The 15,153-nt window shown below is 34.6% G+C and carries 12 protein-coding genes; 10 read left to right on the forward strand and 2 right to left on the reverse strand.

All coding sequences use genetic code 11. The annotated features are described in order from the left end of the window. Nucleotides 1-96: 96 nt before the first annotated feature. From KKI44_RS11075 to KKI44_RS11095, 5 genes are all read left to right on the forward strand, one after another. On the forward strand, nt 97-2,277 hold the full coding sequence (locus KKI44_RS11075; protein ID WP_214591028.1) for a S41 family peptidase: 2,181 nt from the start codon (nt 97-99) through the stop codon (nt 2,275-2,277). 57 nt (nt 2,278-2,334) lie between these two features. Then, nucleotides 2,335-2,766 (forward strand): ankyrin repeat domain-containing protein, encoded by a 432-nt coding sequence (locus KKI44_RS11080; RefSeq protein WP_214591029.1) that lies wholly within the window; start codon nt 2,335-2,337, stop codon nt 2,764-2,766. A gap of 138 nt (nt 2,767-2,904) precedes the next feature. Next, a complete protein-coding gene (gene aspS / locus KKI44_RS11085) occupies nt 2,905-4,659 on the forward strand; it encodes an aspartate--tRNA ligase (RefSeq protein ID WP_214591030.1) in 1,755 nt (584 codons plus the stop codon). Nucleotides 4,660-4,692: 33 nt separating this feature from the next. After that, nucleotides 4,693-5,223 carry a hypothetical protein gene (locus tag KKI44_RS11090; protein ID WP_214591031.1) on the forward strand — a complete coding sequence of 177 codons (531 nt, stop codon included), beginning with the start codon at nt 4,693-4,695 and terminating at the stop codon, nt 5,221-5,223. A gap of 46 nt (nt 5,224-5,269) precedes the next feature. Next, nucleotides 5,270-7,435 (forward strand): hypothetical protein, encoded by a 2,166-nt coding sequence (locus KKI44_RS11095; protein WP_214591032.1) that lies wholly within the window; start codon nt 5,270-5,272, stop codon nt 7,433-7,435. A gap of 288 nt (nt 7,436-7,723) precedes the next feature. Here KKI44_RS11095 and KKI44_RS11100 read toward each other — a convergent pair whose 3' ends face one another. Continuing rightward, nucleotides 7,724-8,050 carry a DUF4870 domain-containing protein gene (locus tag KKI44_RS11100; protein WP_214591033.1) on the reverse strand — a complete coding sequence of 109 codons (327 nt, stop codon included), beginning with the start codon at nt 8,048-8,050 and terminating at the stop codon, nt 7,724-7,726. A 169-nt stretch (nt 8,051-8,219) separates the two neighbouring features. Then, nucleotides 8,220-9,893: a helix-turn-helix transcriptional regulator gene (locus tag KKI44_RS11105; protein ID WP_214591034.1), complete on the reverse strand. Its 1,674-nt coding sequence runs from the start codon at nt 9,891-9,893 to the stop codon at nt 8,220-8,222. A gap of 197 nt (nt 9,894-10,090) precedes the next feature. Here KKI44_RS11105 and KKI44_RS11110 point away from each other — a divergent pair, with 197 nt between their 5' ends. The 5 genes from KKI44_RS11110 (at nt 10,091) to KKI44_RS11130 (ending at nt 15,148) form a co-directional block, all read left to right on the forward strand. Further along, a complete protein-coding gene (locus KKI44_RS11110; protein ID WP_185208849.1) occupies nt 10,091-10,876 on the forward strand; it encodes a Ku protein in 786 nt (261 codons plus the stop codon). Then, entirely contained in the window at nt 10,876-11,478 is a 603-nt protein-coding gene (locus KKI44_RS11115) for a DNA polymerase ligase N-terminal domain-containing protein (RefSeq protein ID WP_214591035.1), read from the forward strand. The genes KKI44_RS11110 and KKI44_RS11115 overlap by 1 nt, the downstream gene beginning before the upstream one ends. 77 nt (nt 11,479-11,555) lie before the next feature. Further along, nucleotides 11,556-13,436, forward strand: a complete 1,881-nt coding sequence (ligD, locus tag KKI44_RS11120) for a DNA ligase D (RefSeq protein WP_214591036.1) — start codon at nt 11,556-11,558, stop codon at nt 13,434-13,436. 322 nt (nt 13,437-13,758) lie between these two features. Next, a complete protein-coding gene (locus KKI44_RS11125) occupies nt 13,759-14,208 on the forward strand; it encodes a DUF2147 domain-containing protein (protein WP_214591037.1) in 450 nt (149 codons plus the stop codon). A 4-nt stretch (nt 14,209-14,212) separates the two neighbouring features. Then, entirely contained in the window at nt 14,213-15,148 is a 936-nt protein-coding gene (locus KKI44_RS11130) for an oxidoreductase (protein WP_214591038.1), read from the forward strand. Nucleotides 15,149-15,153: the final 5 nt, after the last annotated feature.

The raw sequence follows: 15,153 nt of genomic DNA on the forward strand, positions 1-15,153 counted from the left end.
AAGTATTCCCAAACCTCACAAACTTCCTTAAAACCATTATTCACTCACAATAATATCAGATCTGACTTTTTAGATTTGACAAAAAATTTAATCACTATGAAAAAATATTTCATCATCCCATTTCTTCTATGGGGAATGGCTTCTTTTGCCCAACAAAAAATTGAGAATCTCGATTTTGAAACCACAGAAAACAATTCTCCCGCCTTATGGAAATTAATGGGAAATAATTCCGCAAAAGTATTTTCGGATTTTAATGAAAAACAACAGGGAAAAGCATCTGCCGTGATAGAATCTGAAGGTACAGAAGGCTTCAGAGCAATCATGTACACACTTCCCAACAATTATGCAGGAAGAAAAATTACGCTTTCCGGATATCTTAAAACAGAAAATGTAACGGATGGATTTGCAGGATTATGGATGAGAATAGATCCCGACGTTGCTTTTAACAATATGCAAAACATTGGTCTGAAAGGTACAAACGACTGGAAAAAGTACGAAGTTACGCTTAATATGTCTCCCGAAAACACGCAGCAAATTGTTATAGGAGCTTTGCTTTCCGGAAAAGGAAAAATCTGGGTAGACAACTTAAAAGTTTCCATCGACGGAAAAGACATTGATCATGCTAAAATTTTCGAGAAAAAATTAACGAAAGTTGAGCTTGATAAAGAATTTGATAAAGGCTCTAAAATATCCAACATCAGCCTCAATCAGAATAATATTGAAAACCTTAAAAAACTGGGATTAATCTGGGGGTATCTGAAATATTATCATCCAGGCGTAGCCGAAGGAAATTACAACTGGGATTACGAACTTTTCAGAATTTATAAAAAAACTGAAAATGCTGCTGCTGAAGAGAGAGACCAGATTTTAACAGACTGGATCAAAGGTTTAGGCAAATTTCAGACAGCAAAAAATTCTGAGCCGAAGAATGTAAAAATCAAACCGGATCTCGACTGGATCACCAATTCCGGCTTCTCGAAAGAACTTACAGAGCTGCTTTTACAACTGAAAGATGCTAAAAGACCAAAAGTCAATTATTACGTCGATTTCTTTCCGAATGTAGACAATCCTGATTTCAGGCATGAAAATCCTTACAGAGAGATGAAGTATCCCGATGAAGGTTTCAGGCTGCTTTCTCTTTACAGATACTGGAACATGATTCAGTATTATTTTCCTTACAAAAACCTCATCGAAGAAGACTGGAAAGGCGTGCTCAAAGAATTTATACCAAAATTCATCAACGCAAAAGACGAAACGGAATACAATCTCGCTTCTCTGGAACTGATCGGAAGAATTCACGACACTCATGCCAACATTTGGGGAAACAGCAAATCGCTTGAAAAATATTTTGGCGAAAGGTATTCTCCGGTACAATTAACTTTTGCAGAAAATAAACCTGTGGTTGAAGATTTCTATGATGAAAAGTTAGGAACACAGACCGGACTGAAAAAGGGAGATGTTATTACAGAAATTAACGGAGAAAATGTAGATGCCATCATTAAAAGAAGTCTGAAATATCTTCCTGCTTCCAATTACCCTACCCAACTTCGGGACATTTCAAGAAAATTATTGCGAAGCAATGCAGAAACCATTAGTCTTACCATTTTAAGAGACGGAAAAACGGAAGAAAAAACTATAAAAACCTATGCTTATTCAGATATTAAAATAAAAAAAGAGCCAAAAGAGTTTTTTAAAATGCTCGATGGCAACATTGCTTATGTTTATATGGGAAGTGTAAATGCCGATCTTCTTCCTGAAGTTTTTGAAAAAATTAAAAACACGAAAGGTTTGGTTATCGATTTCAGAAGCTATCCTTCAGATTTTGTGGTTTTTAAAATGGGAAAACTGTTAAAACCAGAACCCTTGGATTTCGTAAAATTCACGAATACAAACAACAGTCAGCCGGGACTTTTCACTTTTACACCAAGCTTAAAAACACAGGGAACCGGAAAAAAATATTATCAGGGTAAAATTGCCATCTTAATTAATGAAACAACACAAAGCAGTGCAGAATATCACACCATGGCTTTCAGAACCGCACCCAATGCGAAAGTTTTCGGTTCTACAACGGCAGGAGCCGATGGAAATGTTTCTGATATAAAACTCCCGGGAAATATTTCGACCATGATCAGCGGAATCGGTATTTATTATCCCGACGGAAAAGAAACCCAGAGAATAGGAATTGTTCCCGATGTGGAAGTAAAACCTACAATAGACGGAATAAAAAACAATAAGGACGAAGTTTTGGAAAAAGCAACAAAATGGATTAATAATTAGCAACACTGATCGAAAATTTTATTTAGCTTTGTATATTCTTTAGATAAATCAAGTTTTATGAAAAAAATAATTACAGCAACTTTGCTATTCGGACTTTCTGTTTTTGCCAACGGATTATTTGCACAGGAATTATCAGCAGACCAGTTGAAAACCTTCCGCACCGATAATCTGGAAAGTTTCCAGAAAGCTTTCAGTCAGGAAGATTTTTCAAAATGCTATACCGTAAATGGTACAAAAACAGATTTACTTTCTTTGAGTGTAAAAGAAAACAAAAAGAATGTCTTCAATTATCTGGTAAGTAAAACTGACGTAAATAAATCCTGCAGCGATGTTACTCCTCTAATGAGCGCAGCAGCTTCAGGAAATATGGATGCCGCAAAAATGCTGATGAAATTCGGGGCTAAAAAAGAGGCAAAAGACAGCAAAGGCAAAACGGCAAAAGACTACGCTGTTAAAAATAAACAGTCTGCAATGGCAATGGTTCTTTAATTTTTTTAGAGATAAATAATTTAAAACTTCCTTCGGGAAGTTTTTTTGTTTTTAAAACCTGCAAAAATCTTATCTTTGCCAACGGAAAATTCAAGGTTCGGATCAGAGCCTTATACATTGAACTTTAAACAAATAATTATGTTTCGATCGCACACAAACGGAGAATTATCTCTTAAAAATCTTAATGAAGAAGTTACACTTTCAGGATGGGTACAGACTATCCGTGATAAAGGATTTATGATTTGGATAGATCTTCGGGATCGTTACGGAATTACGCAGCTTGTTTTCGACCAGGACCGTTCTACAGCGGAACTGATGGAAAATGCAAAAAAACTGGGACGTGAATTTGTGATTCAGGTTACCGGAAAAGTTATCGAAAGAGTAAGCAAAAACCCCAATATTCCGACAGGAGAAATTGAGATTTTAGTGGAGAATTTAACGGTTCTTAATGAATCTCAGCTTCCGCCTTTCACCATTGAGGACGAAACAGACGGTGGCGAAGAATTGAGAATGAAATACCGTTACCTTGATATCAGAAGAAATCCTGTAAAAGATAAATTGATTTTCCGTCATAAAATGGCGCAGAAAGTAAGAAACTATCTTTCAGACAACGGATTTATCGAAGTTGAAACTCCGGTTTTAATTAAATCTACTCCGGAAGGTGCGAGAGATTTCGTGGTTCCGAGCAGAATGAATCCGGGACAGTTTTATGCTTTGCCGCAATCTCCGCAGACTTTCAAGCAATTATTGATGGTCGGCGGAATGGATAAATATTTCCAGATCGTAAAATGTTTCCGTGACGAGGATTTAAGAGCCGACAGACAGCCGGAATTTACACAAATCGACTGCGAAATGGCTTTCGTAGAGCAGGAAGATGTGATGAATGTTTTCGAAGGAATGACGAAAACTTTATTGAAAGATATCACCGGTCAGGAATTCGGAGATTTCCCGAGAATGACTTTCGCTGATGCGATGCAGAAATATGGAAACGACAAACCGGACATCCGTTTCGGAATGGAATTCGTGGAACTGAATGAACTGGTACAAGGAAAAGATTTCAAAATATTTGATGAAGCAGAACTGGTTGTGGGAATCAATGTTGAAGGTTGTGCAGACTATACAAGAAAACAGATCGACGAACTTGTGGATTGGGTAAAAAGACCACAAATCGGAGCTTCGGGAATGGTTTGGGTGAAATTCCAGAATGACGGGGTAAAAACGTCTTCAGTAAATAAATTCTACAGCGAGGAAGATTTAGCAAAAATTATTGAGAAATTCGGAGCTAAAGAAGGAGACTTAATGTTGATTCTTTCCGGAAACGAAAATAAGGTAAGAACGCAGCTTTCGGCTTTAAGAATGGAGCTTGGAAACCGTTTGGGATTAAGAAAAGGAAACGAATTCGCACCACTTTGGGTAGTTGATTTCCCTCTTTTGGAATTTGATGAAGAAAGCGGGCGTTATCACGCGATGCACCACCCTTTCACGTCTCCAAAACCGGAAGATATTCATTTGCTGGAAACAGATCCGGGAAAAGCCAGAGCAAACGCTTACGATATGGTATTGAACGGAAATGAAATCGGCGGAGGTTCCATCAGAATTTTCGATAAAGATCTTCAGTCTAAAATGTTCGATCTTTTAGGATTTTCAAAAGAAGAAGCAGAAGCACAGTTTGGTTTCTTAATGAATGCCTTCAAATACGGAGCGCCGCCTCACGGTGGATTAGCTTTCGGGTTTGACCGTTTGGTAGCAATTCTGGACGGAAACGAAGTGATCAGAGACTATATCGCTTTCCCTAAAAATAACTCAGGACGTGATGTAATGATCGATGCGCCTTCTTCGATTGCTGAGGAACAGCTCGATGAACTGGAACTGAAATTAAATTTAAAAGCATAAATTAGAAGCGGGGATTTTTTCTCCGCTTTTTTTATGAAAACACTAATTTCTCTAATAGCCACTTTAGGATATATTTCTGCAATAGCCTGTGCAGTTTATTTCATAATCATATTTATAAAGAAAATACTTTATTACCCTCCGAACGTAAAAGAAAAAGTTTATGAAGAAATAATGAAGCTCTCTTACATTTCAGGATTATTGCTTGTATTTAGCTCAACCTGCTTTGGGGTAGCTAAAGAAATTGTAGAATATGATTTTAAAAGAACGTTGAGAAAACACACTATTGTTTCAGCAGATATTGAAAACATATTTTTCAGTCAGGAGGATATGAAAGGTATTTTTGATCATTTCGAAAATGATGAAGGACGTTACAGGTGCGAAAGCTTTAGCGGAATTATTAATCTGGATAACAACGAATCGATTTCTGTTGAAATTATAAAGCATTGCTATGAAAAGAACAGATATATTATTGTTTCTAAACAATACAGCGTAGAATCTACCATTGGAGACATCAGAACAGACAAGTTTGATTATCTAAAAAAGAATATTGATAGTATTCAATAATTTTTAAATATACATCTCGTTAATAAAAGAACCATTTCTTTTTGTCATGAAAAAACTAATACCACTATTCTTTTTATTTTTTATCCATTTATTCAATTGTCAATATGCAGAAGGACAATATTATGAAAGTGAAATTTATAAACTAAAATTAAGAATTGAGAAAGGTGACAAAAAAGCTCTCTATGAACTAACACCTTATTTTGACAGCTCAAAAAAGCTGGCAGAATATCTTGGGCATCATTATCATGAAACTGAAGAATTCTATCTTGCAAAAAGAGTTATTGAAGAAAATTTCATTTTTCCTGAGCAGGCAATTAATCTTGAAGAAATAAAAAATTCTGAAACCTACTCTGATTTTTTAACTAAAACCATCAATAAAATAAACTATTCTCCAGAATTAGAAACATTTTATATTACCCCTCTCAAAGACAGAAAAGATTTCATAGAATTTCGGGAGCTGCCGATTGCAAAACTACAGAAACTTATTAAAAGACGCTCTGAAATCATCACTAAAGATTGGATAAAAGCAAGAGGAATTGATGTTTTAATACGCCAGAACAATCCCGAATCTCTTGTAAAAATTTGTGAAGAATTTTATCGTTTAAGAGATAAATTCAACTTTTTCAATAGAGATCAGGAAGATTTTCCGGAGCTTTTAAAATTGCTGATTCATAAAGATATTGGTTCTGTCGGAAGAAATGATTACAGAGTATGGGATACTGATGATTCTAATTTTGATAACAATGCAATCCTTAATTTGCTTATTTATTTCTCAAAAAACTACAAAAATTTTGTTTGGGACAATTCATCACATTGTTTCATTAATAAGTCTTTGAAATCTAAACAAATAGACGATGTCGCGAATCTTTTTGAAGAACTCTCCAATGATAATGACTCCATTGCTTTAAATACATTCATTAAGCTTTCGCAAAGCGACACTAAAAGAGTAAACGAAATTAGTGCAGAAAAGGAAAGAAACATTCTTAGCAGTACTAATCCTATTATTCCAATGTTTCCCTATAGATTTCTTAGCCAGCTATCACTTCTTACATTGTATTATAGACAAAACCATATCGATTTTCAGGGAACAAAAGATCTTCATACGTATATTGAAAAATTAAGTTCGAAGATTTCTTTAAAAGAAAGAAGAGAGTACGAAAACTATTTAATAGACCATCTTACTTTACAGGATCTCACTCCATTAGAATATTGGTCATTGATTTATGAAAAAAGACCAAAATTATCAGAATCTGTTTCACGAATTTTAGACATTTATTATACGAAAAACTGGGATACAATTCTCAATGATGAAAAGCTGTTAGAATTGTATCTAAAAAAATCTTTATTATACGGAAGAATTGGCATTAACGGAAATGTTAATTATTATCTTTTTAAATTCACAGGAAACGGAAATGATGTGATAAAACTTTTAGATAAAATTAAATCAGAAGATCCCGATATTGTTTTTCAAATAGAAAATGCGAAAAAAATGTGTCTGAAAAGTTTTGACTATCCCATTTCACCTCAAAAAATATCCGGTGGAAACTTTAACAGTGAAAAAGTTGATCTGAAAGATGAGACTGAAAAAATAAAAGTTACAGCAAAAGACAGTGATGATTTTGAATATAAAATTTTAAAACTTTTTTCAAAAGTGGGGTATTCACAGATTCCTGAAGCACTACAGATTTTAGAAAAATTAAATTTCAAAGAAAATAGCTACAATAACAAATATTCAATGTTTGAAAGAGATTTCGGTTTTTTTGTAATTGAAAACTGGAAAGATAAAAAAGTAAGAGACGGATTTATATCCGTTTATCAATCGCATACGGAAAAAGAGCTTTATAAATATTATCTTGATCTTGCCGGAATTGATTATAAAAATCAGGATGAAAGTTTAGATTACGATAAAATTTATGAAATTCTGAAATTCAATATTGTGACACCTTTCACTGGCAGTCAGGAACTTGAAAATGAAGTTGGCGCTATTGTTAAACTTTTAGAATTAGATCAAAATACTACACTGGGTTATCCTGATAAACTTTGTAATTCTGCAGGAATGTACATTTGTCCGCCTTCCGACCGCGCTTGGGAATGGAGAAAATATTTAAAAGATAAAAAACTACTTAAAGAAGAGCATTCCAAGATTGTTTCATTCAATTATGGCTACTATATCGATAAAGTTCTTCTTTATAGAGAAATAAACTCAAAATAAACCATCAAATATTCATCATATAACAAAATCCTTATAGAACTTACTGAAAACTAAACCAATATAAAACGGAGTAACTGTAGATCCTTCAACATTACTGCTGATCTGTAAAAAAAAAGGTCTGAATTTCTTCTGACCTCTATTCGTTTTTTCTCAGCTCATTTATGAGGATGATTTTTATGTTGATGTATTGGGTGTATCTTAAACCGTGATAAGAAAGCTTTTGCAAAAACTGAAAATCTTTTTATAGAGAATAAAAAGATTTGTCAGTCTTTGTGAAGAAATGAATTTTTAATTGATAAAAGAAAATTTATTTACAAACATATTACCGATAAGCGGTAGTGGAGTTTCTTTTTCATTTGCGGCGTTTATTATGCCCAAAATCATTAAAATAAAGAATAAATAGCCAATGTATCCTAAAAAGTGTAATGACGGAACAATAGCAGCGACTATCGTCAGCACAATATTAAATAACGTGGAAACAATTGCCAATCCCAAACTCTGGCTGAGATGAAAATTAACCAGCCTGTCTTTTTGCGATTTGTCTCTTAAAAAAAATGCGATAAGCCATCCGACAAGCGTGATATACGAAATAATTGCTAAAACTTTGTTGTTCATGTTTTGAGTTTTTAAATTTCTGAATAAGATTATTTTCAACCCGGCAAAGATATTAGCGGCAAATCAGCAACAGCAATTTTGGGTGTCTATAAAGTGTCTATGCGGAAATTAAAAACGTCTACAAAACGTCTACACCAAATTTAAATTGCTTATTTTAAACCATTTACAACTAAGAAAGCTGCTGTATAAATTGATCCAGATCTTCGTCTTTCCCCAGATTAAGCTTCTGTTTTATTCTGTAACGCGCCATTCTTATACTTTTTGGCTCTACATTCATTTGGGATGCAATTTCTTTAGTGGAAAGTTTCATCAAAATAAAACCACAATATTTTAAATCCAGCTGTGTAAGATTCTGGTTCGCTTTATCAAGTAGTTTATTGAAAAATTCAGGATAAATGGTATTGAAATTAGATCTGAACTTTTCAAAATCATCATCTACCAGAATCCCCTCATCTATTGCTTTAAAAATCTGATGATCTATGACGGAAGGCGCGGCGGATTTTTTTTCCATCAGTTTTTCTTTCAGATTATTCAAAATTTCATTTTTCTTTTCAAGATGAAGCACACTTCCGATCAATTCTTTACGAACCTGATTTTTTTCAATCTCTAATTGCTTATTTTTCTCCGAAATAAGATGCATTCTCAGTTTATTATTCTTCTGATACTGATACCAGATGATCAGCATTAATACCATCACAACAATCATGATCAGGATATAGATTCTCTGGTTAAAATTTTTAGACAACAGCGTTTCTATTTTTTCTTCCTTTTCTTTCATTTCATATTTTATAATGCTGTTTTGTATCGCTTTGTTTATATTTTCATCGTTTACTTTTTTACCGGCAGACTGAAAAAGCTGGTCGATCCTGTAGAATTCTTCCCAATCTTTTTGCGTCGCTGCGATTTTCTTCAGGTCTTCATAAAATAAAAGTTCTGTGACAGCATCCGGATAAGGCATTGCCTGTGCCTCCTTCAATCCACGATGGAAAAAAGCTTTAGCTTCATCTATTCTCTTATCTTCCAGAAGAATATCTCCTTTTGCACCATAATAATTCCTGTATATGGACAGATAGTTATACTTTTTAGCAAGCTTTAATGCTTTATTGAGATAAACATCTCCTTCCGGATTTTTCTTATAAAAAAGCAAATTATATCCGTAATTAAAATATAATGAAGCCAAAGCAAATTTCTGCGTGGTTTCATTTTCATTCTTTACCAGATCTACCGTTTCCTTTAGATATTTTAACAGCTGCTCCGAATTGTATTTTGAAGCTCGGTTAGTATTAAAATCATTCTTCATATAATTGCCAAATCCGCATCTGGCATTAATAATTGCTCCCATATCTTTGCTTCGGTCCGCCAGTTCCAGAGATTCAGTCAAAATTTTCACATCATTATAATTGGAAATATAGAAAACAGAGACTCCAGCATCACTTGCCATTGCAAAATTTTCGTTCAGCTTGAAAAGCCTGAAACTCTTTAAAAAATAATTAATTGACTGGTCATTAATCTCCAGAATCATGTATAGCTTTCCAATTGCGAAATTGTAATAGGCTTCTGCCGGAGAACTTCCATTCTTACCGGAAAATTTTTCAGCTTCCGTAATATACTTTTTCGCAGATTCATAATCTTTCTTGGTAATGTAGGTTAATGCCAGTAAAGAATTCAGAAGCAGTTGGCTCTCACTAGATTTCGCAGATTTTTTTAATACAGATAAATCTTTTACCGCTTTGTTTAAATCTTCGTTTCTGTTGTTAAAAATATCAATTGCTTTTTCGTTCTGCGCTAAAAGCAACGTCTGAAATAAGAATAAAAAAAATACTGTGATAATTTTAAATTTCATAGAATTTTACCGATATATCTTGCTGTGATTAAATAAATGTTACGGTAAAGGTAATATTATACTTCCGGATTCTTACGGAGTATTTCTTACATAACCTGTTCCTAAAAAAACATAAATAACTCAATTGTAATTATTTAAGATACCACAAAATAATTACACGGCACAATCATTGTACGTTTTACTGAAAATAAAGTACGATGAAAGCAATCTGGAACGGCGCCATTGGCTTTGGATTAGTCAATATTCCTGTCAAAATATATTCTGCTACCGAAACCACCAAACTGGATTTGGATATGCTGGATAAGTCTGATTTTTCGAATATCAGATTTAAAAGAGTGAACGAAAATACAGGCAAGGAAGTGAAATGGGAAAATATTGTAAAAGGATATCTCATGGACGACAAATACATTATTCTGGATGAAGAAGATTATGAAGCCGCAAGTCCTGAAAAGTCCAAAATCCTTTCCATCGATCAGTTTGTAAAAGAAAGTGAAGTAGATTCTGTCTATTTTGAAAATCCGTACTATCTCGAACCGCAGAAAAATGGGGAAAATGCCTATCGCCTTTTGCTTAAAGCTCTGGCAAAAACAGAAATGGTGGGAGTAGGAACATTTGTTCTGCGCGAAAGTGAAGCCATCGGAATGATCCGCCCTTATAACAATGAAGTTCTGGTTTTAAACCGATTGAGATTCGCACAGGAAATCAGGGATTACGGAGATCTTAAAATTCCGGCAGCGAAAGCTCCGAAACCTGCTGAATTAAAAATGGCAGTAAACCTTATCGAACAGCTTTCACAGGAATTCGATCCCGAAATGTACAAAGACACCTATTCTGAAGCTTTAATGAAGATCATTAAGCAGAAAGCAAAAGGGAAAAACATCAAAACGAAAAAAGCGGAACCTGCAAAAGAAGGAAAAGTAATTGATCTGATGGCGCAGCTAAAAGCCAGTTTACAGAATACCAAATCTAAAAACGCATCATAATGGCTCTGAAAGATTACAACGAAAAGCGGAAATTCGACGAAACCAGCGAACCGAAAGGAAAAACAAAAAAGAGCAACGATCAGCTTATTTTTGTGATTCAGCGACACGCCGCATCACGACTGCATTATGATTTTCGTCTCGAAATGGATGGTGTGCTGAAAAGCTGGGCAGTTCCGAAAGGACCTTCATTAGATCCCAAAGACAAACGTCTTGCGATGATGGTGGAAGATCATCCCTACGATTACAAAGATTTTGAAGGAAATATTCCGGAAGGAAATTACGGAGCCGGACAGGTTGAAATCTGGGACAGCGGAACTTATGAACCTCTCGACAACCATTCCAAACTTTCAGATGAAAAAGAGCTGCTAAAAGAGCTTCACGCCGGATCGTTAAAATTTATCCTTCACGGAAAAAAACTGAAAGGTGAATTTGCTTTGGTTAAAATGAAAAATACGGAAGAAAATTCATGGCTCTTAATCAAACATAAAGATGACTTCGCCGAAAGTGATTATGATGCAGAGGAAAACACCGCAAAAAATTCTCAGGTCACAAAATTTTTAGAGGAAAAAAAAAGCCTCAAAAGAAGCAAAAAAAAGTCATAACCTCAGAAATAAAGCCCAAATTCAAACGATACAATTCTTTAGTTGACGAAAAGAAAATTGAAAACTTCATCAAACCCATGCTGGCAAAACCTCACGATGAGGCTTTTGATGATGAAGACTGGATTTTTGAAATCAAATGGGACGGTTATCGAGCTGTTGCCGATTTAAGCACCGATCAACCTTTCTTCTACTCCCGAAACGGAATTTCTTTCCTTTCAAAATTTGAAAAAATATCGCGGGATTTTGAAAATCAGATTCATCATATGATTCTTGACGGTGAAATTGTTGCCTACGATGAAAACGGAAAACCTAATTTCCAATGGCTTCAGCAGATTGGAGACAATCCGGATCTGGCTCTCACTTATCAGGTTTTTGATATTTTGTGGCTGAATGGTCATTCTACGGAAGAACTTCCTTTGATTCAGCGGAAAGAACTGTTAAAAGAAGCACTCATTGAAACCGACGTCATCAAATACTGTGATCACGTTCCGGAAAAAGGGACTGCATTTTTCAGTCAGATGAAAAAGATGAAACTTGAAGGGATGATCGCTAAAAAAGCCAACAGCATTTATGTAGAAAATCACCGGAGTTCCGACTGGCTGAAAATAAAATTCACCAATACTGAAGAAGCCATTATTTGTGGTTTTACAGAACCTCGCGGTTCAAGAGAAGGTTTCGGAGCATTGATTTTAGGAAAATATATTGACGGAAAGCTCACGTACAGCGGACATACGGGAACGGGATTTAACCGTGAATTAATCCATGAAATTCTTCAGAAGCTAGAAAAAATTACTGTCGCAAAATCACCTTTCGAGATCAAACCCAAAACCAATATGCCTGTAACATGGACAAAACCTGAACTGGTGTGCGAAATCAAATATTCTGAAATTACAAAAGACGGAATTTTTCGTCACCCTGTTTTTGTGACATTGAGAGAAGATAAAGAACCTGAAGAGGTTAGAAATTCTTCTGAAGAAACAGAAACTATTTCCCAATCAAAAACAACGACAATGGCAATCCAAAAAAAAATAAAATCGTCTGAAAACGAGCAAGAAATTACCCTAAACCGACATAAGGTAAAACTGACCAATCAGGACAAAATCTATTTTCCGAAAGATGGTATTACAAAAGGCGATGTCATCGAATATTACCAGTCGGTTGCAGACTATATTTTACCTCATCTTAAAAACCGTCCGCTTTCGCTAAACCGCTTTCCGAACGGAATTGAAGAACAGAATTTTTATCAGAAAGATGCAGGTGACAACATTCCGGACTGGGTTAAAACAACGAAGGTTTACTCGGAATCGAACGATAAAGACATCGATTATATTTACTGCAACGACAAAGCTACTTTAGCTTATTTAAACAATTTAGGCTGTATCGATATGAATCCGTGGAATTCTTCACTTCCTGATCTCGATCATCCTGATTTCCTCGTGTTAGATCTCGATCCTTCGAAAAAGAATACGTTTGATGAGGTTATTGAAACAGCTTTGCAGGTGAATGACGTTTTAGAATCTGTAAAAATCGACGGATACTGCAAAACTTCCGGAAGCACGGGAATTCACATCTATATTCCGATGGGCGGAAAATACGATTTTGATCAGGTGAAAGATTTTGCGCACCTTTTAATGAAACAAGTCAATAAAAAATTGCCGAAACTCACGACACTGGAAAGAAGTTTACAGAAGCGTGACAACAAGAAAATCTACCTCGATTATCTTCAAAACAGAACCGGGCAGACTTTAGCAAGTGCTTACAGTTTGCGTCCAAAAGAAGGAGCTTCCGTTTCAATGCCTCTGGAATGGAAAGAACTGAAAAAAGGCTTACAACCGACAGATTTCAACATTCACAATGCTTTAGACAGAATTAAAGAAAAGGGAGATTTGTTTAAACCTGTTCTGGGAAAAGGAATTGATATGATGAAGGCGCTGGAATTGTTGCAAGATGCGGAATGAAATTAATACTTTAAATTTTCAATCAATTTCTATCAAAAATCAAAATATTTAATTCTTTCTCATAATTATTTGGCAAAATTATAACTATGTGAGAGGGCAAATTAAGTTTATCACATCCCTTACAATTGTATATAATTGTAGTGTAATTAACTGTTTTCCATATTTCAAATGAAGTTATACCTCATTTTCAGACTTTATCTATCCTAAGACTTTTCTAAATGTAATATTTCCTTGATTTGGATACACATATCAGGGATTCAGCTATTTTTTATCTACGTAAATGTGACAATTTTGCAAAACATAATTGAAACATTTCATCATAATGAAAGCAAAAACATTTTATTTAAAATTTCTGACCCTATTTCTGGTAGTCTTCGCTTCATTTCTTAATGCGCAAAATAAAACAGATATTACTGGTCAATGGGAATCGGATAATGATGACCGATTCAGACTTGAATTTTTTAAAGTAGGAAATTCATATGAAGCCCGAATGTTAGCAGGCTCCAAAATTGTAGAAAGTGACGGCAGAACTTCAAAAAAGGATACTAAAAATCCCAATCCTCAATTAAGATCAAGAAATTTGGTTGGAGTTGTAAGTTTGAAAGGACTTATTTGGAAGAATGACGAGTTTATTAATGGAAATATGTATAATCCACAAGATGGAAAAACCTACACTTGTAAAGCATGGATAGAAAATAATAAACTCTATCTGAGAGGATATTTAGGTATCTCAATTTTAGGTAAAACGATTACATTTCATAAATACAAATAATAATATGGCAACAATACATTGGAATGATGGCGATATTCCATCTCAGAAAAATAAGTTAGTAATAATAACAGGAGCCAATAGCGGAATAGGATTGGAATCTTCCCGAGTTATGGCTGCCAAAGGAGCAAAAGTAATTATGGCTGTCCGTAATTTAGATAAAGGAGAAGCAGCAGCTACATTGATAAAAATAAACAATCCTCATGCTGATCTTGATGTAATGGAATTGGATTTAGCTGATTTTGCCTCTATTAAAAAATTTTCTGCAAATTTTCATAAAAAGTACAATCAGTTAGATATCCTGATTAATAATGCAGGAGTTATGGCTCCTAAAAAAAGAGAAATTACAAAACAGGGATTTGAAGTACAATTTGGAGCAAATCATCTCGGACATTTTCTTTTAACGGGTTTATTAGTAGACATTTTAAATAAGACTCCCAATTCCCGAATAGCAGTACAAAGCAGTTTGGTACACAAACAAAAAACTTACGGAGGAGCAGATATATTCTTTGATGATTTAAATTGGGAGAATTCATATAATAAGGACTATGCTTACGGACAAAGTAAATTGGCTAACCTTCTCTTTGCTTATGAATTGGATAGAAGATTGAAATCTGTAAACAGCAAAGTGATTGTGACAGCAGCACATCCCGGATATACCAATACGAATCTTCAAAAAAATTATGGTTTTTTTGTATCGGTATTGATGAATAATCTTTTTGCTATGAATGTTCAACAAGGTAGTTTGCAAATATTACGAGCTGCTACAGATCCCCATCTTAAAGGTGGAGAATTTATTGGTCCGACTAAAATGGGTGAACTTAAAGGATATCCTGAAGTAGTAAAATCCAGCGAAAAATCTTATGATAAGAAATTATCGGAGAAATTATGGGATATCTCAGAAAAACTTACAGGTTTCGTTTATCAATTTAATAATGGCTAAAATTT

Source organism: Chryseobacterium sp. ZHDP1, from assembly GCF_018603435.1.
GTDB classification, from domain to species: Bacteria; Bacteroidota; Bacteroidia; order Flavobacteriales; family Weeksellaceae; genus Chryseobacterium; species Chryseobacterium indicum.